The organism is Tamlana sedimenti, assembly GCF_038148895.1.
Lineage (GTDB): Bacteria > Bacteroidota > Bacteroidia > Flavobacteriales > Flavobacteriaceae > Tamlana.
Genome location: NZ_JBBVGQ010000001.1, coordinates 817,152 through 840,082 on the forward strand (window position 1 = coordinate 817,152; position 22,931 = coordinate 840,082).

Below are 22,931 nucleotides of genomic sequence, written 5' to 3' on the forward strand. Positions count from 1 at the left end.
CTAAAACCTAAATTTATCAAATATTATAAAATGAAAATAGTAATTTGAAAAAACAGTAATGAGCAAAGATTCAGACAATCTACTTAAACGGATGCCTTACTTCCCAATCTTCCGATGGGTTCATAAGTTTAAAGATTTGCCTTAAAATAGCATTTAAAAACCCATTGGTATGCTTTAGGTACACAACCATGGGGATGGCTTCCGCACCTACCGAACTTTTAATTTCCATGGCCGTTCTGGCATAAACAACCGTGTTGAACTTGTTTTCAATGCCAAATTGAAGCATGTCATAAAGCATGTTTAAATACAATTGGTTTGGATATTGATGTTCTTCATCATATCCTAAAAAATAAGTTTCCAGGGCTGTATTGTTTAAAATCAAAGTGTAAAAACCAACCAATTGGTCCTTTAAAAAATAGCCATAAACTTTAAAGTTTTCCTTTAAATTGGCCTTAAGACTATAAAAATGGTTTTCTGGTAAAATGAAAGTGTTGAACTTGGCATTGTTGGATACGTTCATGTAAAACTGATGCAATTCTGGTGTATATTTTTGAATGTCCAAAAGACTTAACTCAACTGGCTTAATGGAGTTCCGTTTTTTTCTGGCACGTTTGTATCTATCTCGGTATTTTTTGTTTAGGTTGGCTATGTAGTCATCAAATTTTAACCATTCAGGCTTGACTTGAAGCAACATGTTTGGTTGTACATAAACTTGGTGAAGTTTGGCTGCTTCAAAAACTTGTTTTTCTTTATGAATTTCATCGTTCTTAAAAAAATCCTTTAGTACAACAGCCCTAATTTTCTTGCCTTGACTTTTCTTTATTTGGTCTTTAATTTCATCTAATGCTGAAAAAATCTCTCTAAAAAAATCGGATTGTGAAATAGCTGTTCTTTTAAAAAATAATCCGTGTTGTCCGGTATGGGTTAAATTTCCAACAACCAAAATATTTCCCTTCAAAACACGCGAAACCAAATCTTTAAAAAGTGTTTTAAAGCATGAAACTTTAGTGTTTCTAAACATATCTTTTAAATACAATTGTACCCGTTGAACAATTGCAACACCTGCTAATGCTTCATTATTAAAAACACCAACATAAAACCATTGAATGTTGTTTGGAGAAGCTTTTTCCATGGCTTGCAAATACCGAGTTTGCAAAAACACATCGTGCTTTGCAAGTGCATTCCAGCCCTCTGGAAGTTCGTTAAATGAGTTGTAAATAGTGTAACGTATCAATTCAAAAAGAAAAGACTGAAAATTACAATTCTCAGTCTTTAAATATGTTAAAAGTTTACAAAATTATTATCTCCAACCACAAATGATTGCCCCCATTATACCTAGCGTTACAATCCAATAACCAGCATTGATAAAGATGTATTTGGCACTTTTCCGTTCAAACAAGGCGTTAGTGCCTAAAATTGGTAGCGCAATAAAAATACCGGCCAAAACACCATGAAGTGCACCGTGCTTGAAGGTTCTAAACGCATCACCATAATCACTTAAAAAAGCGTCATAAGAAGGCAACATGCCCAACTCGCCTTGTGCCAGACTAACAACGCCCATTTGATGAATAACCAACGCGGGAAGTGTACTAGCCAATAAAAAAGCGAAAATAAACGCCATTATAAATATTTTGGCCATGTTTCCGCCTTTAATCTTTTCTTCGGTCATGCCAGATGCTTCCATCCATGCGTTGCCAAAAGTCTTTGGGTTGTACCAAATAAAGCCAACAACCATGGCCGAAATTGCCGCAACCAACATAGCGACAGGATTCAAAAATTCCATAATAAAAATGTTTAGTTAGTAGTTAAATGTAGCTAAAATTTCTATATGGAGTTTATTTTTAACACAATGTGAAGATTAAATGGACTGAGCCTCAGCAACCAAAAGTTCATTATTGTCGTCTAAAGCTTTATTTATAAATTCTTCTATTTCATCATTTTTTTTAACACCTTTTTCCAATAAAACGCCAAGTGCCAAAGCAACAGCAATTCGAGTTCCTACCTTTTTAGCCGAGGTATTAAAAAGTGGTTGAAGTTCATTGTAAGTCACATCCTTGGCCAATTCTAGAATTTCTGCTTTCACCTTTTGCTGTTTGGCTTCTGGCAAATTGGTGTATTTTTTCCCCAACTGCTGAATAACATCAATAGCCTTTCGTTGCGGCGGCTTATTCTGATTATTATTTGGTTGCGTGGCCTGTGGTTTTGGAGCCTGTTTAGCCCAAGAATCCCTTAAACCAACGGTTTTGTTGAATATTAATTTTTCTGGAGAGCTATCATCATCCACATTAAAATAGCCCAAACGTTGAAACTGGAACCTATCGCCTAATTGAGCTTCTTTCAAACTTGGCTCAACATAAGCTTCAATGGTTTTTAAGGAATTTGGATTGAGGAATTCCATAAAATCTCTGTCCTGATGGGCATCAGGTGCTTCGTCCATAAACAACCTGTCATATTCCCTAACCTCCGCTTTTATGGCATGCTGAATCGAAACCCAGTGTAACGTGCCTTTTACTTTCTTGGAGGTGTCTTCGGAATAAGTACAATGAATTTCTTCAATATTGCCATTAGCATCTTTTACAACACGTTCTGCCTTTATTATGTAGGCGTTTTTAAGACGCACTTCTCCCCCTAATTTCAACCTAAAAAACTTATTGCTTGCTTCCTCTTTAAAGTCTTCCTTTTCAATGTAAAGTTCCCTTGAAAAAGGTACTTTTCTAAAACCAGCACTTTCGTCTTCTTGATTGTTTTCGGCATCCAACCATTCAACTTTACCTTCCGGATAATTGGTAATAACCAATTTTACGGGGTCTAAAACAGCCATTACACGAGGTGCAGTTTTATTTAAATCTTCGCGAATACAAAACTCTAAGAGCGATACATCAATAACGTTATCGCGCTTGGCAACACCAACTGTTTCAACAAATTTTCTTAACGATGCTGGTGTATACCCTCTTCGGCGCAATCCCGAAATGGTAGGCATACGGGGGTCATCCCAACCAGAAACAATGCCATCTTCAACCAATTTGAGCAATCTGCGTTTGCTCATAATGGTGTAGCTTAGGTTTAAGCGCGCAAACTCACGTTGTTTGGGCCTAAGCTTATCGGCATCCACAACCTGGTCTAAAAACCAATCGTAGAGCTCTCTGTGCGGTTTAAATTCCAACGAACATAAACTGTGCGATATCTGCTCAATATAATCGCTTTCACCATGGGTCCAATCGTACATTGGGTAAATACACCAATTGCTTCCTGTTCTATGGTGGGATTTTTTAAGAATGCGATACATGATAGGGTCGCGCATCAACATATTGGGGTGTTGCATGTCTATTTTGGCGCGCAAAATATGTTCGCCCTCATCAAACTCACCCTTTTTCATACGCTCGAACAAATCGAGGTTTTCGGCCACACTTCTATTTCTATAAGGTCCGTCTATACCGGGTTCCGTTGGTGTTCCTTTTTGTTCGGCCATAGCCTCGCTGCTTTGCGAATCTACATAGGCCCTTCCTTCCTTTATCATATTAACTGCCCAGTCGTACAGTTGTTGAAAATAGTCTGAAGAGAACAGTTCCTTATCCCATTTATAGCCCAACCAAGCTACATCTTCTTTTATGGCATCAACATATTCCTGCTCTTCTTTGGCCGGATTGGTATCGTCAAACCTAAGGTTTACCGGGGCATTGTAATACTCGCCCAACCCAAAACTAATGCCAATGGCCTTGGTATGGCCAATGTGCAAATAACCATTGGGCTCTGGTGGAAAACGAAAGCGCAATTCGTTTTTAGACATACCATTTGCTAAATCTTCCTCTATAATTTGCTCAATAAAATTGAGCGGTTTTCTTTCTTCAGACATATAAAATAATACGATTGACATTGATAAAACAGAAACTGCGTCTGTTAAACCAAATATTGTGCAAAATTAGGTAATTTTACTCTATAATTTAGATTTAAATAAGCCAATATGGGAATAATAAAAGTTGAAAATATAAGGGTATTTGCTTACCACGGTTGCCTAAAAGAAGAGACAAAAATTGGTAGCGATTACCGTGTTGACTTAAAGGTTGAAGCCAGTTTACAAACTTCGGCGATTACCGATAAATTAAGTGATACCGTAGATTATGTTTTTTTAAACCGAGTGATTAAAGAGGAAATGGGCATAGCCTCTCACCTGCTTGAAACCGTTGCCAAACGCATTTTAAACCGTATTTTTAACGAAGACCAAATGGTTACCAAAGCCACGGTTTGGGTAAGTAAGTTAAACCCGCCCATTGGAGGCGATGTAGAGCGCGTAACGATTAAAATGACCCAAAAACGTAAAAATTGATTTTAACTATTGAAAAGTCTTAATTTTTTTTACATTTGCAGCAGTTATCGGCGTCGTGACCGAGTGGCTAGGTAGAGGTCTGCAAAACCTTGTACAGCGGTTCGAATCCGCTCGACGCCTCAAAAAAAGCTTTCAGTTGGTTCTGAAGGCTTTTTAATTTTACGCACTTGCCTTTGTGAAAAATTTCAACTAACTTCGTTTACCTGTGCTGAACTTGATTCAGTAACGTCTGATATAAGACATTGAAACAACACATATCACCAAGTTGTAAAAATTTAAAATAAGATGAACAATATTAAATACTTAGTCGTATTTTTTGTAATAATTTCCTGTAGTTTAAATGGTTCTGAAGATATTACAAAAAACTATTTTGATGTTATTGTTGAGAAAAGTCCTTGGACACTTGACCATGTTGAAATACTGGAAATAAAAGGAGTAAATGGGTATGTTTTTAACCAATCAGAAATTGAAAAAATTGCTGGAGCTCTTAAAAACTCTAATGATGGAACTATAGAATTTTATGATGATGGAAAAGGGTTATGGAATTCTTTATTACAGTGCCAAAATTGCCCAATTACTTGGAATGAAATCCCCAAGGAGAAAAGAATTAGTTGGATTTACCAAGATGAAGCCAGCTATTTCAATATTAGAACTAGTAATCAAGTTATTGAACTAATTTGGAATAAAAGCAATGATAATTTTATTATTATAAGGCCTGATGGAACTATTAGAGGTGATTATTTAAATTGTAATTATGTTTGGAAATAACTGTTTACACCTTGACTATAAGTAATAGCTTGTTCTTGCATACTTCTGAAAATTCTCAGAACTAATTCATAGCCGAGACGTATAAACGAGCCCAAAAACCCAAAACTCTTTATTTAATCGGGCTCATCTGCTCCAACTTATCCTGTATCATTTCCTTTTCCTTGGGAAAAAAGCCTTGTACCAAAAGCAGTACGCCAAAACCCAAAATAACCAAAGCTATTATTTTTTTGGTCTTAAAAATAAGTCGAGGTGTTAACCTGTTTTTTAGCTTTTTGGCTATAAGTATTTTAACCAAGTCTACTAAAAAATAAACCACCAAAATGGTGCTCAAAAAAACCACCACGCCATCTTTGGAGCTGGTTAATGAGTTTGCCAACACTATAAAAGCCACCCAACCCAACAGCACTCCAATATTGATAAAGTTCAGCAAAAACCCTTTAAGGAAAAGTTTTCCGTAGCCTTTTTTAATTTCAATTTTATGGTATTCCTTAAGAATGGCCCTAAATGATTTTGATGTTTTTATAAAGGAAATTATCCCATATGCTACCAACAAAACACCTCCAAAGATTAAAAAATTGGGGTCATCTTCAATTTTATCCAAAAGTTTGCTTGTACTAAAAAAGGCGACCAGAATGAATAAAATATCGGCCAATATAACGCCCAAATCAAATATTAAAGCGCTTCTAAATCCTTTTGTAGCGCTGGTTTCCAAAAGCACGAAAAACACCGGCCCAATGGTAAAAGCAAGAATAATTCCAAAAGGAATGGCCGTTAAAATATCATCAAAAATCATTATGAAAGGGTTTCAATACAAAGTAAAGAAATATTTTAAAACTTTATTGAAGCCGCTTACTGGATTTGTAGTAAAAGAAATGGGCACGATATATTAACGCACCCATTACATACAAATCAACTAAACTAAACTAATTTTTCATTAGCTTAATGCTATTAATTCCTTGCTCTGTTTCTATTTGGGCAAAGTATAATCCTGTTTTTAAGTTTGATGCTTTTATTAATGTTTCATTAACATTTGGTGAAAGTGTTAATACTTTTTTACCTGAAATGTCAAACACATTAATCGTTAATAATTTAATATCATTGGACCTCAATATCCAACTATCATTTGTTGGATTAGGGAAAGCCTTAAAGGCCTTTAAAACATGTTTTTGGGTTGATAAACTGGCCACTTGCTGTACATCATCAAAGTAAAAAGTTGAGGTGTTAGTGCCATTTCCAGCTTTTCCGAAATCAAACATAAATACCAGACTATCAAAATTGCTGACCCCAACTGCTGAAAAATCCCAACTTAAGGTCTCCCATCCACCAGAAACAGTTGTAAAGGCGTCCCTTTCGGTGGCGTTACCTCGGTTGGCCTGTTCTTCCAATTTTATTTTTACTGTAGTCCCCACGGGTGCTTCGGTCCACAGCCTGAGCGTTAAATATTTTTTACTACTGAAGTTTAACCCTTCGTTAAGATTAATATAAACTCCTGCCCATACTTGACCTCCATCCCTAACAACCTTTGCCAAATTAGCACTTGTATTACCAGTACTTTGTTGTGCTTGAACTGCTTCTACAGTACCTGTACCACCATCAAAATTATTGAAATCTGTTGTGGTTGGCTCAGTTTCAAAATCAAATGGCAATCCAGTATTTTCGCCTATTGGTGTGCACTCAGAACCATCATATGTAAATATAATTCTGCCAAGGTTAATCTCACCACCATCAGCAACTAATCTAAGGATATGTACACCAGCAGTAAGATCAATATTACTGACCGATTTGGTACTCCAATTGCCCCAATCACCAGTATAACTAAAAACAATATCTGAGCTAACTTTTACATTATCGATTTCAAAATAAATGGGGCCACCGCCGCCTGTATTACCGCTAGCATAACGTATGTCTACATTATAGCATCCTGTTGTTTCAACATCAATGGTATATTCCATCCATTCACCATTAGAAATCCACCCGACAGTATCTCCCTCATATACAACGGATACGGCATCGACATCCTCACTTGTTCTAAAATCTCCATTGTTGCCTATTGAAGCATCGAAATAAGCAATATTTTGACCGCTTCCCCCTTCAAATATATCATAATGGCCTGTCTCTATAGTGCCTGGAATGGTTGATGGCGTTCCCGAATATGGTACTTGATCTCCTACCTGAATTGTGATTATATTGCTTACAGCAAAACCTGAGGAAGTGTATATTTTTGAGTACATATTATAAATTCCCAAGGCTAAGTTTCCTGTGTTATATTCATAAGGTGCAGTAGTGTCATCCGCTAATAGAGTACCGTCATTATAAAATTCGACTTTTGTAATACCGCTTCCCGTCGTAACCGTTGATAAATTTGCAACGCCATTTTCTGATGTTTGATAAACATCTGAAGAGATGGTTCCTGCTACACCAACATCTTTACTTGTTGCCATGGAATTGGGTGGAACATCCAACATAAAACCATCTGAAAAAGTAATTGTAATGGGTGCGTCTGAATAATTATGGGCCACATAAGTTTTATCGCCGCCATTATTAAAAACTGCAGCAATCGGGTAATTGGCCGTTATGCTAGCATCCAATTGCCCCATGGCGTTCATAGCGTGTAGCCAATGATAGGTTTGTGCATCTGAAATTCCAAATTTTAAAACCCTATCAGGATCAGCATTGTAAAGTGAAATTGCTTCAGCCGGATCAATGAATGAAAGATATTTCCAAATGGTGTCATGCCATAAATTAGGATTGGTATCATTTGGGTTTAAAATACCTGTATTAGCCTTCAACTCATCCCAAATGGTTTGAACATAAGCCGTGTTTTGACCAAGATATAAGGAGCCTCCATGCATTGGATACATTTCAATGACATATGATGCCGTGATATCTCCTGTCCAAAATGTTTGATTGTCATAGGCATTCCCCCATACTCGTGATACTAAACTATAAGGATGTGACGGACTAAAGTTGCGTTCATACATGTCTAACCAGTATTCCTCAATGGCTGTTTGTTCCGTGGTGTACAAATAAATTCCCAAATCCCGAATAGCATCGTTCTCAGTTATAGCTCCCCAGTGAATCAACGATGAATTGAACTGCATACTTTCTGAAGTGGATTCCTGATCGTTTCCAAATGGGAATGTTGCGAAACCATTAGCCCAACAATGACCGGCATAAGGGCTGAAATTTCTTAAGAAAGGAAATTGCGTATTGTTTCTATTTGATGATGCCGCATCCCTGACCAGCAAGTTTACCATGTCTCCCCAATCGTTGGCCCAACCAGGTTCAAATTGCTCCATAAACGCAGCAGCGTGTATGAAATAGCCCCAATGAAAGTGATGGTCGTTAATATTGTTATCTTGTCCATGCCCTGCAGGATAACCTAGCATGGCAGACCAATCGTTGTTGTAATAAAACAGAAAAGCCACCTCGCCCACCTGATAGCTAAGCCAATCTTCTAAACGCTCTTTGATGGTTGCCACCATTTTATCTCTAGCTACAGTATTCCCCATTTGGTCTGCAATTCTTGCTGTTTGGATTAAGCGATTCATCACCTGACCTTCATTATAGGAATCTGTCCACGTGGCTAATTCATCATTTTCAATTTGAGATATTTTTGTGTGTAAATCTGCGGGGCTGAAACTTGCGCTGTAATTTGCCAAATTGGGCATTGTGGGAAGAATGCCTTTAAAAATATTTTCAGTAGTAAAGGTATTGCCATCCATAGTCTTTAATTCACCTCTGACGGTACTATAACTATATCCCGATGGGGAAGGAGAACCAGAAGCTAAATTACTCCATTGGTGTGGTAATAAACCCAAAAGCATGTTGTTGTTTGAAACAGAGCCATCCTTTACATCTACAGATGCAACAAATGTTGTAGTTACAGCTGATGTACTTTCATTAAAGCCCCATGAAACCTCAGTATTGGTGGGAAAAACATAAGCATATTTTTTATATTCATTAGCAACAGTAGCCACATTTGAGGCCGTTAGCGGAATCATGGCCATAGACCAATAATCATTCCCGTTTAATGTTGATGTATACTTGTTCCCGTTTTGTGACCATGTACTGCCCACAGGAGCATAAATAGCGTAATCTGCACCCGCACTTGCGTTCCCAACTATTATCATTTCATTGGAAATTGTTACGGCTCCAGAATTAATGGTTATTTCAACAACGTCATCGTTGCCTTTTTCAAAATATATAAATGGCATCCCTATACCAGACGTTGCATCTAAGCTATGCGAACCATCATCCCAATTCATGGTAACCGTCCAATCTGAATAGTCTGAAACAGTGGCCTTTGTAGCGCTTAAACTTTGCAAGCCAACAATAATAGGAGCGGAGTCACCGATAGGTCCCCAAGGAATATATGTAACGATTAAGCCCTGATTGGTTGTTTTCATGGTCATGGGATAATTAAACAAATTATCGGCATGATCAAATTTAATTAGCGAGGACCACCAGTCGTTTGTTGGAACCGGTTTGCCCAGGGCATTACCACTTAGTTGGGGAATTCCAGAAGGAAAACCATTTCTTCCAGCAGAATCTGTTCCTGGAAAAGTATTGGTATAGCTACCACTTCCTACTGTTATTTGAGCGTTTGCTTGGAAGGCTAAGATTAGAAATATAAACAGCGTTCTAAACAAAAACCATTGGTTTGTTTTCATTGGTTTGTTTTAAAGAAAAAGGAGCGCATCATTAGGATACGCTCCTTTAACGTTAGATTTTAATTTTTAGGGATGCCTATTGCTTAATTAATCTTAAGCTTTTAGCTCCAGATTCTGTCTTTACTGTTGCAAAGTACAGTCCTGATTTTAATCGAGAGCCATCTATGGTAGCCTCGGTTTTATTTGGAGCCAAAGACATTACTTGCTGTCCTAGAACATCCAATACTTGAATTGATGATATTTTAATATCCTTTGTTTTAACTGTCCAACTATCTTTAGCAGGATTAGGGAATACACTGAAGGCAGCTAAATCAAATTTTTCTGTGCTAAGGGTTGTGTTTTTGTGAAGATAAATATTATCAAACCACAAGTTGTCAACGTTTGCCGTTGTAATACCTATTTGGGCAACATCGCTTCTTGTTAAGCTACCTGCAACAGGAGCTACCAATGCAGTAATATCTACATCAACCGATACCCAGGTGTTTCCTACAAGAGCTGGGGTAGTACCCCCATTAATATTAACCTCAAGAGCAGAAGCCTCGGCTCCACCTCCACCAAAATCTACAAGTTTTAAATTGAATACATCTCCAACTAAATCACTATCTGCTATATAAAAGTCAAAGTGCAAATGTGTAAAACCAGATAAATCTTGCTTGTTGGAAGAAAAATCAATGCCTTGACAGGCTATACCGGTATTCTTTTTAAGCGTTGGATTTCCTGCAATCATTACCTCAGAGGAATGGGCTCCTCCGCACCAACCAGCATCGAAATTGTCAACCACAAAGTCTGTATAGGCGTCACTGTAAATAGAAAACACATCGGCAGCAGCCCTTGCAGGAGGTGTTGGAGCTGCTTCACTTGGAGGCGCAATACATGCATTAGGGCATGAGCCACCACAATCTACTCCAGTTTCATCACCATCTTGCACGCCGTTTGAACATGTATCGTTATTGGCAGGACCAGAGATATTATCTACATAAAATGTTCTTTCATCAGCTGTTACCTCACCAAAAGTTGTCGCTCCCGGTGCCCAATATGCATGAATTACAAAACCATTATAAACACCGTTTGCCATTGCCGCCTTTCCATCTAAGGAAGTGTTGAATGTAAACGAAAGTGTTTGCCATGTGTTATCGCCATTATGGGTAACAGCAGCAGCAGCTTCAGCACCAGTGCCATCATTAACCTTAACCAAGATCGTAATGGCCGTAGCCGATTTAACATCCATTGTCATTGTTTGTGTACTGGTTAAATCAACGTCTGTTGAAAGATTCAGATTGATTCCTTGCCAAATTTCTCCAGAAGAGTTTGCCACAATTTCTAATACTTGAGAAGTATTTGAGCCTGTACCTGCCACTACAGTTGGGCCTGCCATATTTCCAAAGGGGCCGCCATCCATACCACCACTTTCACCAGCTTCGAAACCTAATAAAAGGTCTTGAGAAAACCCAAAAGAGGCGATTAAAAAAGATAATAATAATGTAACTTTTTTCATAATAAATAGTTTTAGATTAATATTGAGTTATAGTTTCGTACGTTGATTCTCAAAGTTATAGGTGTTGCTCTACACATCCTAATGTATAGCCTATACAAAAAACATACAGTTTAAAATTTAAACTTTGCTTTACACAATTATCCTGAAAACTCCCTTTAATTGCTGGGTTTAACAAGGATTACGATTTACAGTATTTTTCTGTAAACCAAACTATTAATTTGGTTTTGTTGTGGTTATGTTGTGGTAATAAAACCTATTGTTTGGTGATGGTGTAAATAAACCTAAAGTTTATTGGGTGTTGAACCGTTTTAAATAACAACTTTTGAATAAAACTTGGAGATAACCACCTTATAATTAGAAGCTAAAAAAACAGCTTTTGGTCTTTAAGGGCTAACTCTTTACTGTAAAATTTAGGCTTTTCATTCTTGTCCCAAAGACCCCAATAAGCACCAACATCACCTTCGGCACCAACTTTCCATGACTCATCAAATGAGGAAAAATAGAATATGTCAATATCCTCTTCCTTAGACCAAAGTTGTGTGTTAATGAAATACTTCATGGCATTTTCAGTTGAAGGCATAGCTCCGTTTAAGCCTTCACCTTGGCTGGGCCAACCCGTTTCGGTAATAATTACTTTCTTTCCGTTACCCGCTCGTTCAGCTTGTCTGTACATATCCTTCATATAAAGTAATGAATATTCTATGCTACAGCCTTCCCAATAGGGGTAACAGTTTGCTAAAATCACATCGCAGGCTTCGGTTATTTTGGGCTTCATTGTAAACTCATAATAGGCGTCTACATAACCTACGGGAACATTGGTAATATCTTTTTTTACATCATAAATAAACGCCAATAATTCATCTTCGGTTAAATCCTTTCTGTAGAGCACTTCATTTCCAACTGCTGCTATATCAACAAAACCTTCCTGAGCTAATTTTTTTAAACCTAAAATTTCATTCTTGTTAATTTCAGCGTCATTTCCCAACCAAGCACCTACTAAGGTTTTCATGCCCATTTCTTTCGCTATTATTGGAATAAGCTCGTTACCTTCTGTGCATGAAAATGAACGCACCCAATTTGTGTAAGGTTTTATAATTTTTAATCGCCTTCTAATTTGCTTTTCGGTTAATTGGTCGCCCGGTTCTTGTCCCTCTTCATAAGGACTAAAACATAGCCCGTGCATACCATTTTTTAGTACTCTTTTAAATAAATTTTGAAGGCCCTTACTTGTTTTGTTATCTAACTGGCCTCCAGATAACGACATAATTTTATCAGCTCTGTATGACATAATTTTTAAATATTAAAGTTCTCCTCTTCTTTCAACTAATTGTTCTTTTATTTCTTTTGCTCTTGCTTCCGTTAAACTGTAGTTCCACATAACCCAAATAGCCAGGGCTGCTGTAATTGAAGGAATTGCAATGTCTGCAATACGCAGATTGGTCATGGTCTCCATTGTTTGTGTTGGTGCATCTGAAATGAACCCGACCATCTTTAATACCAATCCGCCCAAGACCAACGCCAGTGCTTGACCAAGTTTTACCATCCACCAATAAATAGCGCCAAACGTTCCTTCTTTGCGGGGCATGCCGTTCCTTAATTCATCTAAATCGCAAACATCTGCCGTCATACTCATCATTAAAGTGAAAAGTCCTCCTAAACCAAATGCCATAAAGGGTACAGGAATAAACATAAGCCATGGGTTTCCAGGGTCGAAGCCCCACCATTTTAAAACGTAACCAACGATGGAAATAACTGTTGAATAGATAAAAGCCTTGCGTTTACCCCATTTATCGGACATCCAAGAAATAATGGGTATAACGGCAAAAGCTGTTAGAACCGCTGTTATGGTTGAAAACCACGCGGGCCAGGTTCCAGCACCGTCATAATCGCCATTAAACATGTAAAAAACTATGATATAAAAACTGAACGCAGCCACCATTTGAAAGCCATTAAAGACTAAAAACGTAGCACCACATAACCTCATAAACGGTTTGTTTTTGGAAACTTGGGCAATCCCTTTAAACAAATCAACCATATTAGACCCTAGGGTTTTAAAGGATATTTCCTTCCTGTTTTCCATGTGTGAGGCATCAATACCCTTACAAAAAATTGCTGGTAAAACACCCAGTAATAAACACGCCGCTGCAACCACCATGGACATTTGCCTTACTCCCTGTGCTTGATCAGCGAACAAATCGGGGTCTGCAATGATTACCCAAAACCATGGTGTAACCATCCAAGCTATTTGCCCCATGGTATTTGCAAATGCCATTAATCTAGTTCGCTCATTATAGTCGCTGGTCATTTCATAACCCAAACCAACTAACGGGGTAGCAAACATGGTGTTGCCTATTAGAAACAACAATGAAAAAATAAGGAAGTACCAAAAATTATAGGACTGTGAATTTTCAGCGTCTAGTTGCCATAATACAGCAAACAAAATTCCGCTTAATATGGCCCCGACAAAAATGTAAGGTCTTCTGCGCCCCCATTTAGATTTTGTGTTGTCTGAAATAAACCCCATTATGGGATCTGTGATGGCATCAAAAATTCTAGGTAAACCACCCAGTAGCCCCGCTAAAAAGGGATCCATACCAAAGGCCGTGAGTAAGAAAAACATGAAAAAGCCTAACGCGCCCGGTAACAGATTCAATACCAAATGTCCTGCGCCAAAGGCTGCCTTTTGTCCAATAGGCACTTTATCTTTTGCTGCTGTTTTTACGTTTGACATAATATCTTATTTATTTAGTTATACTTGGTTGAATGATTATTGTTTGAATGGCTTGTCCATTAATTGTTGTATCCACTTGTTCCTCACCAACAAAAAGGTTGATTGATTTTGGAGCTTCAAATTCATTAAAGATTACCAAAGCAATTGTGCCATCAGGATTTTGTGCTGCTGTGGACATAAGGGTATCATCATTATTTTCCAAATCAATAATTTTTGCGCCTGGCCTTATGTACTTACTAAAATGTGCCATAGTAAAGTAGAGAGGTGTAAAGTAAACCTCATCTAAATCAGGGTCAACAATTACAGGAGCCACGCACCAGTTTTTGAACCAATTAGGGCCACCTTGTTTGTCTAAAACCATATTCCAATCTACCCATCCATCAACCCAATTGTTGAGGCAACCGATAATATCCCGAGCATATCTGTTCACAGGGGCATACTTTGGGTGTAGGTACTTTTCTTCTTCTGAAGCCCAATCCCATCCCCAATCTGTAGCTTCCTTTTTCCAGTACCAAGCATCGTCCTTCCAAACGGGCACTTCGGCATCAACACATCCTTCTGTTTCAATCAAATATTTATCAGGAGCTTTATTGTGCGCATATTGCAAAGCCTCAGGAAAATAATCATAGGTGCTTTCATACCAGTGAATTGCTGTTCCATCAAAATATTTTGATGAAGCTTCATCCCGATACATTTCGTCAACCCATTCTTTTAAACCTGCTCTGTTTTGATCATAGCCCAAAATAATTTTATCACCATAGCCATCGGTTTCCAATTTTGGTCCTAAATGAAACTGCACAAAGTCGGTCATTTCCTTCGGTGAAAAATGCATGCTCTCCCAATTGTTGCCATTTCCGTGGGGTTCATTTTCTACAGTAAATCCCCAAATACCAATACCTTCGTCTTCATATGCTTTTACATATTTTGAAAAGAATAGTGCCCAAGTATCATAGTATTCAGGAAGCAATTTCCCACCAACCCAATGATTGTTGTCTTTCATCCATGGTGGGGCAGTCCATGGTGAGGCAAATAGTTTAAATCCATCTTCCGACACCGCCAAGGCATCCTTTATCATTGGGATTAAATCGTCCTTATCTTCTTCAACCGTAAAATGTTCCAGGTTCTTATCTCCTTCAACTGCTGCATAGGAATATTGACCAAGCGAAAAATCACAAGAATTCATGTGTGTTCTATTCAATGAATAATTTGCACCATCTTTGGCAAAATATGCCTTTAAAATAGTGTCCCTGTTCTTTTTGCTGAGCTGATTTAATAAATAAGCTGAAGACTCCGTAAAAGCGCCGCCAAATCCTGTTATGGTTTGAAAGGTTTTTTCAGGGTTGATTTTAATTTTTACAATCGAATCTACTTTAGGAAACTCCATAATCTTGGTTAACTTGTTTCCGTTTGCTGAAGTTTCAAAAACCTCAAACTCCAATGGCATTTTAGATTCGCTACAACTCATTATGATTAAAAAAAGAAAGACAATATTTAATTTGAAACACTTCATTTTTAGTTCTTATCAATTGGCAACGTTAAACTCTTGAGGGGTAGGAGGCGCTAAAACTTCGTCTTTTAGTACTTCTAGATTCCCGCCATATGTTTTGGTTATTGGGTTGCCATCTCTTGTTAGGCCGTCAAAAACACCTTGATCAACCAAATTCCATAGGGCATATTTTGCTTGTCCATCAATCTTGAAGAGTCCAAAGTGATTTTCTGAACCCTTGGCATTCCGGGCATCTTTCCATTGTTCATCAAAGGCTTCAAAGAAAAAACAGGAAATATTGTTTTTGTTCGTCCAATCTCGCATTAATTCATGATAGCGCCCCGATTTGTATTCATCACAAGCCCTGGAGCCGTCTGGACCATAATGGCCGTCTGATACCGTTGCCCAACCTGTTTCCCCAATGTGTATGGGTTTGTTTACGCCCAAACTTTTCATATAATTGGTAACACTGTCATACTGTTTTTGCGCAAATTCTAATGAACGTTGCATGGCAAACTCAATTTTTTCTTCATCAGGAAGACCTTCTTCATTTTCATGCAACAACCAAAAAGCAGGGTTGTAGTGCGAATTGTGCATAGGGTAGGTGTGCATAGAAATATAGTCTACAGCCTTGATAAGCTTTTCCAAATCTTTGGTATGATAACTTGAGTCGCCACCACCCCATGATGAAAAATCATCTGAGCTGGTAATCCATAAGCTTTTTGGAAGCTCTCCTTTTTTCTTTAAAGCCTGAAGGTGATTTACCCATTTAAGTATAACATTTGGCCTAACAAAATAGCTTGTAGCCCAATTTACCATAGCCTCATTGCCTACGGCTATAACCTTTACTATATCTGGGTATTGTTTTGCCAAAGCTACCGCTCTATTTATTTCACCTTCGTTCTGCTCACTTTCTACTTCATGGTCTGGGGTTTTGCCTGTCCAAGCGTTTTTGCAATCTATCCATGCGCCAAGCATAACATACATTTCAAAGTTTGGGTCTTCTTCTTTTAATTCACTTATCACCTTTAATAAATTTGGTGCTTGTTGAAGCTGAACATTGTAGGTTCTTAAGATTTTAATGCCCATAGCTGCTAAAATCTTCATATCTTCCTTAAGTTGCTCATTTGTTGGCTGCACATCGCGTGTTTTTTGACGATATCCACCGTATGAAATAGCCATATAATTTGGATTTCCAAGAATATCTGCGGCTGTTATGTTATTTTTAGCTTTTGGAGTTTTATTACATCCTAAAATCATTATTAATAGTGTAAGCGTTAAAAGTGATTTATATGTTTTTAGCTTCAACATGGCTCGAGTTTCTATTTTTTAACTGAAACTTTAATGTGGTTTATTGCTCCCATTCGTTCAAATAATGATTTTGAAAGTTCATGGCTAAGCGTCAAGCTTTCAAATGTTTGAACCTCACCAGTGTTAAAGATTATTTGTGTATTTTCAATATCGGCAAGCTTATAGATAAACGGTACTTGGCAATAAGTAAAACACAGCGAATTCGCTTCAAGATTTATGCTCTGAAGCTCCTTGTTGACATTGGTAAATTGAAAAACTGATGGTTCTTTTAAAAACTCCTTCTTTTGTAATAACCTTGGTTTAAAGGCTATTTTTCCCTCTTCAACAAAAACACCCAATTCACCAAACCTGCTTAGCACATCCTCTTTTACTTGCCCAGTCATACCAGGTTGTTGGGCTCCTTTTGTTGCCGGTGTATGGGAATAGGGATCAGTAGGGAAGGCGCCATATAATTCTGGTGATTTGTGCACGCCGATACCCGCGTTTATTTCGTAATAATGGTCTAAAAGCTTTCCTATTAAAGCCTTATCGTCATTGTTTTTTATCGCTAGCAAACAGTTTTCTTGAACGGCAAGCAATAATTTAGAAACCATGTGCCAATAAATAGACCCTAAACCTTCATAACCAAAGAAAGTACCTGAGCGTCCCGTAAAGGATTTGTGGTCAAAAATGTCTTCGAAAATTTGAAGCAACAAAGCTTGGTCTTTTTCTACCAATGGCTGGTAGGGCTTATCTAAATTCGAGAGCGCCTCTTTTAAACTGTTGGCATTATTGAAATTCCCATTAAAATGGTAGTTTCCTTTAACATCTTGTTCTATAACCCGCTTATTTCCATCGGTTACCAACGTTTTTAAAAGTTCTGATTGTTCCACTTTTTCAAATGGAATATTGTTCTTTTTATCAAATCGGGGCAATTCTTTGTTAGGGTACAAAATGTAGCTGTATTGGTCTTCCCTAAACAGTGCGCTGCTTTTAAGCCCGTCAAGCAGACTTAAGGCTTGAGTTGGCGACAAATAGCCTGAGCTTAAGGCCGCCACTTGCCCTTCAAGCATTTCCGATAGGTACGAAATGGATACACCGCCATCACTTTCAACAGTCATTAAATTATAGGCGTGATACATGTTATCATGTCGCTTGTTGGCATCTATACTGTGTTCTAAATACGCTTTAGTGGTTTGTATAAAACCTAAAATATCTGTTAGTGGCAATGCTGATTTTTTGCCCGAAAAACTTTTGCTGTAAATTTCTTCTCTATAATGCCCTCCTGCATTACCTAAACCATCCAAAATGGCTCTTCGGCCTTTGTTGGATATTTTATCGGATAAAACATGTTTGTTCGTGCTAAGAGTTTTAACAACTTCGTTGAAAAAAACAGCCAGCTCTTGCGATATTTCAACTTCATCGATATTGGCTTTTGAAACAACATTTTCAAAGAAATTTAAAAATCTATAGAGGTAGTATAGCGTAACCATGGAAACACCATTGCCAACTAAGGCATTGTTGGCATCATTCCATTCTGGGCGCTGGGTGTTTAGCCAAATACCTCCTTCTGGAATAAAGTTTGAAATTTTTGACAATACCGTTGCCAACAATTTTTCCATGAGGTTAACATGGTGGATTTTCGCATTTTTGTCTTCCAACAAAGCGCCATCGGCTCCCAAAATTTTTCTTTTATCATTGATTTTTGCATCCAACTTATGGTCAAAATCAATAGTGTCCTTTGGGTTTTTTAAGGTGTCTTTGTAGCTCTTAATCTTGTATGGTACATTGGCATAAACAAACACATCTTGATTAAACCCTGTTTCTAATTTGCCGGGGTAGTGGTCCTCAATAAATTCCAAGAATTTTAATAGATAGATAATTTGGTGGTCCCCCCAATAACCAATGTAAGACCAAGGGTCGTGCTCTTCTATAACCTCCCAATCAAAACCATCTTTTGTAACTCGATACGGATTATAACCTTCAAATGTTGAAGCGTTTAAAAACTTATGTATCATACCCTCAATATACTCAGGGTAGGAGTGGGCCAAAGCTTCCCAATTCTGGAAAATATCACGCCAATTGCCTTCATAATCTAAAATTTTTGACCCATCTATTTCGCTTCTCGTGTTAATGGAGAACTTGTTCCATGGCCTACTTGGGTCGCCATGCCTTCTACTAAACTTTAACGGTAAATATTCAAAGCAAAGGCGTTTGAAGTCTTTATTGCTGTCCTTTTCTACAAGATTTTGAAGATCACTTAAACTGAACTTGTCATTTAAGTTATTTAGAACAGTTTCCTTTTCATTAAAAACTTCCTTGTTTGCTTTGGAAATATATTTTATGAAATCTGATTTTTCAATGTTGTACCCATCATCAAAAATACCACCTCGCATAATGTTGAAAAGCGTATTTGAAAAATGTCTGGTATTAATCAATGAATCTGCCGTTAGTTGCAATCCATCTGACGCACCTGTTAAATTGATGAGGTTTTTTGTGCCGGCATCAATATCATTTTGAACTAAATTGAACAGATTTTTTTCAGTTTTGATTGTTTCCGAAATTCGAACAACATCTGTTATGGATTGGTTAACATTGGCAACAAACATCCAATTCTTTTCAGATTTGGGCAGTAATTCAATTTTTGAAGAAATAAAATAAGCTCCTTTCTCGGCTTTTACATCTACCTCTTCTTGAATTTTTTCTCCTTTTCTAAAATTGTCCATTTGAAGGGAAGACAATAGATGTGTAGCGTTTTCAATCCCATGAGACCATACGGTGTTTGCCTTAAGCGCCTCACTTGGCTCTGCTTTATCTACAATTACGGCGCTTAATGCAAAAACGCCTAAACCTGAATCTTTTTGTAGTTCACTTTTTTTGTAGGCATCAACCAAATTGCTTCTGCTGTTTTGTAAATCTGAAGAAACACTTGCAGGTAAAATATTTTGCAAACCATCTATTAGGGTAACCTCAACTACATTTTCTTTGGTATTAACAAGGGTTGATTTTTTTACAAAGCCGAACTCATTGCTACTGTTCCATTGATACCTGAATGTTAGTCCCAAGTCGATATTATGCTCTTCAAATACAATTTTATTTCCAAATTTGTTTTTGTAGAGATTGGTTTGGGTTTTATAAATACCCATTTGTCTGATTGAAAAGGGTTCCCAAATATGAACTTTTCCATTTATTTTAACCTGAAAAATAGCTTTGCTACCTGTGGTTTCGGCCATTTCGGTAATCTTATCATCAGTATAATATGGAAAAAGGGCATACTCTGCATTCTTGCGCCCAGCGGTTAAGCCTCCGTTACTAGAAATGAACATCCAGTGGTTTGAATCGCTTACAATACTCATAAAAAACGGACGCATTTTATCGCTATTCGAAATTTTATAAAAATCTTCATTATTGAAGCTTACCAATTCTAATTCAACTGAAGTGTCATTTTTGGACGTCATTGTTTTGCTCATCTTTATATTGGTCTCCATAGTTCTAATAAATTCATTTTGTGCTCTGAACTACCTTTATAATGTTGTTTTAATTGCAGTCGGTGCAAACAAGAGAAACGTTATCTATAACCACAACTCCTACTTCTGCTCCCATATCGAAAAGAACACGACTATTTGCTATTCCAAAATCGGCAGACGACAAATTCAACGTAAAAGTTTGTGTTGTTGTGGTTAGGCTTACTGTTTCCGTAGCCGCTGTCCAAGGGTCTTGATTTAATCCGATGCCTGCCAAAATGGTTCTATTTCTATCGGAAGAGGCATCAAATGTAAGCGTGTAATTCTTGCCTTGCTCAATCGCAACTACTTGGCTTAAATTAACATCATAAGGATTGCCGGCGGCAGTTACATCAGCAAAATTATAAGAATTGCCACCATCCATTTGAACGTTCAAGGCATTACCGCTCCAAGCTGTGCCACCATTCTCAAAGTCTCCGTTGGTTAAAAGGCCATCATCAAAAGGGCCTACCCCAGAACCTGTACCATATAGCATTAAATCATCAAAATAATAGGTGTCTGTATTGTTGGCATTCAGGTCAAAGAAAATGACGATTTTGTTAAACTTGCCACTATCTGAACCGGTAAAAGGAAACATTAACTCTTCCCATGCACTGGTTACCGAAGTAGTTAAAAATTGTTCGGTACTATTGCTGGCGTTACCAATCTCTTCTAGCTTTATTCTAACTTCAGTGTTGGCTCTTGCAGACCAAACTTTTATTTTTAAACCTGTATTGGAGGTGAAATCCAATTTCGCATCCAAATCTATTTGATTGTTGTCCCATGGGTTATTGCCAAGTTTTGTGATTTGACCAACCTTGCATGACTTATTTAAGTCGTTATCAAAATCTGGATTATCAATCCAACTAAAATCAGCGCCGTCTTCTATAATACTAGTCGATGGGTCTTCCATAAAAGTTAAATTGAAATCTGCTGCGCTGAGTGACTCCGTTACTTCAGATGTACAAGGCGTAGGTGGTGTTTCAATTTGTATAATATCGTCTATGTAAAAAGTGCCTGAAGTAGTGCCTGGACCATCAACAAATAGGGTTAATCGCGAATAGCTATTGGATGAATTATAGCTAAAAACAAGGGGCTCCCATCCAGAACCACCGTGGCTTGCGGTAGTTTCTATGGGCGCACCACTTCCTTCCTCAAGTTTAAGCAAAACATTTATTGGGGCATCTGACCAAAAATTCATTGAAATGCTTTTAAGCGTGTTTAAATCAATATCTTCACCTAAATCAAAATAAAGACCTTCCCAAGCTGCTCCAGAGTTTGTAACGGCTCCCACTTTGGAAGTGCTTGTATTTGAGCCTGATGAATCTGGATTATCAACAATGGAAAACGATGCGCCACCAAAAGCAGTTGGCTCATACTTAGTACTTGTTCCATCGAAAGAAATTGGAAGACTAGCTATTTCGGGAATTAAAATGGTAATTTCATCTTGGAAAGAATCAGATGTTCCTGACTCATTATTGGCCTTTAAAACTATAGTGTAAGTCCCATTTTCGTATGTTTTTACTGGATTTATAAGCGTAGACACCTCGCTATCATCACCAAAGTTCCATTCATAAGTATTGGCGTTTTCCGATATATTGATGAATGTTACCGTACCAGTGTCTACATTTAAGGTATATGTAAAACCAGCCGTAACCTTTGGTGAAACAATAGCATCGTCTTCCTCACAATTTACCAAAGCAAAAGCCAGAATGATTGTTAGGGCATATTTAAATTTCATTAATAATTCTCTCATGGTCTTCTTTTTTAGTTGTTGTTGTTTTTATAAACTCTAACATAGTCTACTAACATAGTTTGGGGGAATACAGTTTCATTGTTGGGAGAACCAGGTAAATTGCCTCCAACGGCCAAATTCAATATGATGTAAAATGGTCCGTTATTAAATACCCACTCGCCAGGAACATCTTCAGGGGTTATTTGATTGTACAGCACATCATCAACATAGTAGTTTATGTAATCCGGCCCCCACTCAATACCAAAAACATGAAAGCCTGTATCGAATCTGTCATTGTCCAGATTATATGATTTACTAATCGATTCTCCTCCTGAATACCCTGGTCCGTGAACGGTTCCAAATATTCTGGTAGGTTCGTCTCCGACATACTCCATGATATCAATCTCACCTATCTGTGGCCAAATTTCAGTGCCGTTACTATCATCACCCAGTAACCAAAATGCTGGCCATAACCCTTGCCCCCAAGGCAATCTTATACGGGCTTCGAACCGACCATAGGTTTGTTCAAATTTACCTTTAGTAAGTAGCCTTGCGGAAGTATAAGAAGATCCTTCAAAATCTTCCTTTTTGGCGGTAATGATTAAGACGCCATTTTGAACGGTGACGTTTTCAGTGCGATCTGTATAATATTGAAGTTCGTTATTTCCCCAACCGTCTTGTCCTGTACCTATATTGTATCCCCAAATGGAGGCATCGGGAGCGCCATCGGTATCAAATTCATCAGCCATAACAAGGTTTGTGAAGGTTACAACGGTTTGTTTTTCATCGGTACTACAACCTGTAAAAAGGGTTAACATCAATGAAAATAAAAGGTATGTGTATATTGAATTAAGCTTTAAGATTTTAGTTTTCATAATATTGCTTTTTTGAATTCTTTATTTAGTTTTTTAAATCTAAAAGCAGAA

The 22,931-nt window shown here is 37.6% G+C and carries 15 protein-coding genes and 1 tRNA gene; 3 read left to right on the forward strand and 13 right to left on the reverse strand.

What is annotated here, in order from left to right:
• Positions 1–79 precede the first annotated feature (79 nt).
• The 3 genes from WJN01_RS03620 to WJN01_RS03630 all read right to left on the reverse strand — a co-directional run bounded on the left by WJN01_RS03620 (position 80) and on the right by WJN01_RS03630 (position 3,853).
• Positions 80–1,234, reverse strand: a complete 1,155-nt coding sequence (locus WJN01_RS03620; RefSeq protein ID WP_445195796.1) for a GNAT family N-acetyltransferase — start codon at positions 1,232–1,234, stop codon at positions 80–82.
• Between the two features lie 66 nt (positions 1,235–1,300).
• A complete protein-coding gene (locus tag WJN01_RS03625) occupies positions 1,301–1,783 on the reverse strand; it encodes a DUF1761 domain-containing protein (protein WP_445195797.1) in 483 nt (160 codons plus the stop codon).
• Between the two features lie 75 nt (positions 1,784–1,858).
• Positions 1,859–3,853, reverse strand: a complete 1,995-nt coding sequence (locus tag WJN01_RS03630; RefSeq protein ID WP_445195798.1) for a glutamine--tRNA ligase/YqeY domain fusion protein — start codon at positions 3,851–3,853, stop codon at positions 1,859–1,861.
• A gap of 108 nt (positions 3,854–3,961) precedes the next feature.
• Here WJN01_RS03630 and folB point away from each other — a divergent pair, with 108 nt between their 5' ends.
• From folB to WJN01_RS03645, 3 genes are all read left to right on the forward strand, one after another.
• Positions 3,962–4,324: a dihydroneopterin aldolase gene (gene folB, locus WJN01_RS03635; protein ID WP_445195799.1), complete on the forward strand. Its 363-nt coding sequence runs from the start codon at positions 3,962–3,964 to the stop codon at positions 4,322–4,324.
• Positions 4,325–4,373: 49 nt separating this feature from the next.
• A tRNA-Cys gene (locus WJN01_RS03640) sits at positions 4,374–4,444 on the forward strand.
• A 165-nt stretch (positions 4,445–4,609) separates the two neighbouring features.
• Complete coding sequence (locus tag WJN01_RS03645; protein ID WP_445195800.1) at positions 4,610–5,092, forward strand: hypothetical protein; 483 nt, start codon at positions 4,610–4,612, stop codon at positions 5,090–5,092.
• A gap of 109 nt (positions 5,093–5,201) precedes the next feature.
• Here WJN01_RS03645 and WJN01_RS03650 read toward each other — a convergent pair whose 3' ends face one another.
• The 10 genes from WJN01_RS03650 to WJN01_RS03695 all read right to left on the reverse strand — a co-directional run bounded on the left by WJN01_RS03650 (position 5,202) and on the right by WJN01_RS03695 (position 22,880).
• Positions 5,202–5,882, reverse strand: coding sequence for a LysE family translocator (locus WJN01_RS03650; protein ID WP_445196292.1), 681 nt, complete (start codon positions 5,880–5,882; stop codon positions 5,202–5,204).
• 133 nt (positions 5,883–6,015) lie between these two features.
• Positions 6,016–9,765, reverse strand: a complete 3,750-nt coding sequence (locus WJN01_RS03655) for a glycosyl hydrolase (protein WP_445195801.1) — start codon at positions 9,763–9,765, stop codon at positions 6,016–6,018.
• 76 nt (positions 9,766–9,841) lie between these two features.
• Positions 9,842–11,260 (reverse strand): T9SS type A sorting domain-containing protein, encoded by a 1,419-nt coding sequence (locus WJN01_RS03660; protein ID WP_445195802.1) that lies wholly within the window; start codon positions 11,258–11,260, stop codon positions 9,842–9,844.
• A gap of 361 nt (positions 11,261–11,621) precedes the next feature.
• The gene (locus WJN01_RS03665) at positions 11,622–12,548 is read right to left on the reverse strand and encodes a glycoside hydrolase family 17 protein (protein ID WP_445195803.1); all 927 of its coding nucleotides are present in this window, start codon (positions 12,546–12,548) and stop codon (positions 11,622–11,624) included.
• Positions 12,549–12,560: 12 nt separating this feature from the next.
• On the reverse strand, positions 12,561–13,991 hold the full coding sequence (locus WJN01_RS03670) for an MFS transporter (RefSeq protein WP_445195804.1): 1,431 nt from the start codon (positions 13,989–13,991) through the stop codon (positions 12,561–12,563).
• Positions 13,992–14,001: 10 nt separating this feature from the next.
• A complete protein-coding gene (locus WJN01_RS03675; RefSeq protein ID WP_445196293.1) occupies positions 14,002–15,456 on the reverse strand; it encodes a glycoside hydrolase family 30 protein in 1,455 nt (484 codons plus the stop codon).
• Between the two features lie 57 nt (positions 15,457–15,513).
• Positions 15,514–16,737 (reverse strand): glycosyl hydrolase family 17 protein, encoded by a 1,224-nt coding sequence (locus WJN01_RS03680; RefSeq protein ID WP_445196294.1) that lies wholly within the window; start codon positions 16,735–16,737, stop codon positions 15,514–15,516.
• A gap of 62 nt (positions 16,738–16,799) precedes the next feature.
• Positions 16,800–20,237, reverse strand: a complete 3,438-nt coding sequence (locus WJN01_RS03685; protein ID WP_508493499.1) for a 1,3-beta-D-glucan phosphorylase, GH149 family — start codon at positions 20,235–20,237, stop codon at positions 16,800–16,802.
• A 67-nt stretch (positions 20,238–20,304) separates the two neighbouring features.
• Complete coding sequence (locus WJN01_RS03690) at positions 20,305–22,026, reverse strand: PKD domain-containing protein (protein ID WP_445195806.1); 1,722 nt, start codon at positions 22,024–22,026, stop codon at positions 20,305–20,307.
• Positions 22,027–22,037: 11 nt separating this feature from the next.
• Complete coding sequence (locus WJN01_RS03695) at positions 22,038–22,880, reverse strand: glycoside hydrolase family 16 protein (RefSeq protein ID WP_445195807.1); 843 nt, start codon at positions 22,878–22,880, stop codon at positions 22,038–22,040.
• Positions 22,881–22,931 lie beyond the last annotated feature (51 nt).

What these genes read in the sequence shown, in the direction of transcription:
- WJN01_RS03625 (WP_445195797.1), bottom strand. Translation starts at nt 1,783, where the DNA reads ATGGAATTTTTGAATCCTGTCGCTATGTTGGTTGCGGCAATTTCGGCC.
- WJN01_RS03630 (WP_445195798.1), bottom strand. Translation starts at nt 3,853, where the DNA reads ATGTCTGAAGAAAGAAAACCGCTCAATTTTATTGAGCAAATTATAGAG.
- folB (WP_445195799.1), top strand. Translation starts at nt 3,962, where the DNA reads ATGGGAATAATAAAAGTTGAAAATATAAGGGTATTTGCTTACCACGGT.
- WJN01_RS03645 (WP_445195800.1), top strand. Translation starts at nt 4,610, where the DNA reads ATGAACAATATTAAATACTTAGTCGTATTTTTTGTAATAATTTCCTGT.
- WJN01_RS03655 (WP_445195801.1), bottom strand. Translation starts at nt 9,765, where the DNA reads ATGAAAACAAACCAATGGTTTTTGTTTAGAACGCTGTTTATATTTCTA.
- WJN01_RS03660 (WP_445195802.1), bottom strand. Translation starts at nt 11,260, where the DNA reads ATGAAAAAAGTTACATTATTATTATCTTTTTTAATCGCCTCTTTTGGG.
- WJN01_RS03665 (WP_445195803.1), bottom strand. Translation starts at nt 12,548, where the DNA reads ATGTCATACAGAGCTGATAAAATTATGTCGTTATCTGGAGGCCAGTTA.
- WJN01_RS03670 (WP_445195804.1), bottom strand. Translation starts at nt 13,991, where the DNA reads ATGTCAAACGTAAAAACAGCAGCAAAAGATAAAGTGCCTATTGGACAA.
- WJN01_RS03675 (WP_445196293.1), bottom strand. Translation starts at nt 15,456, where the DNA reads ATGAGTTGTAGCGAATCTAAAATGCCATTGGAGTTTGAGGTTTTTGAA.
- WJN01_RS03680 (WP_445196294.1), bottom strand. Translation starts at nt 16,737, where the DNA reads ATGATTTTAGGATGTAATAAAACTCCAAAAGCTAAAAATAACATAACA.
- WJN01_RS03685 (WP_508493499.1), bottom strand. Translation starts at nt 20,237, where the DNA reads ATGAGCAAAACAATGACGTCCAAAAATGACACTTCAGTTGAATTAGAA.
- WJN01_RS03690 (WP_445195806.1), bottom strand. Translation starts at nt 22,026, where the DNA reads ATGAGAGAATTATTAATGAAATTTAAATATGCCCTAACAATCATTCTG.
- WJN01_RS03695 (WP_445195807.1), bottom strand. Translation starts at nt 22,880, where the DNA reads ATGAAAACTAAAATCTTAAAGCTTAATTCAATATACACATACCTTTTA.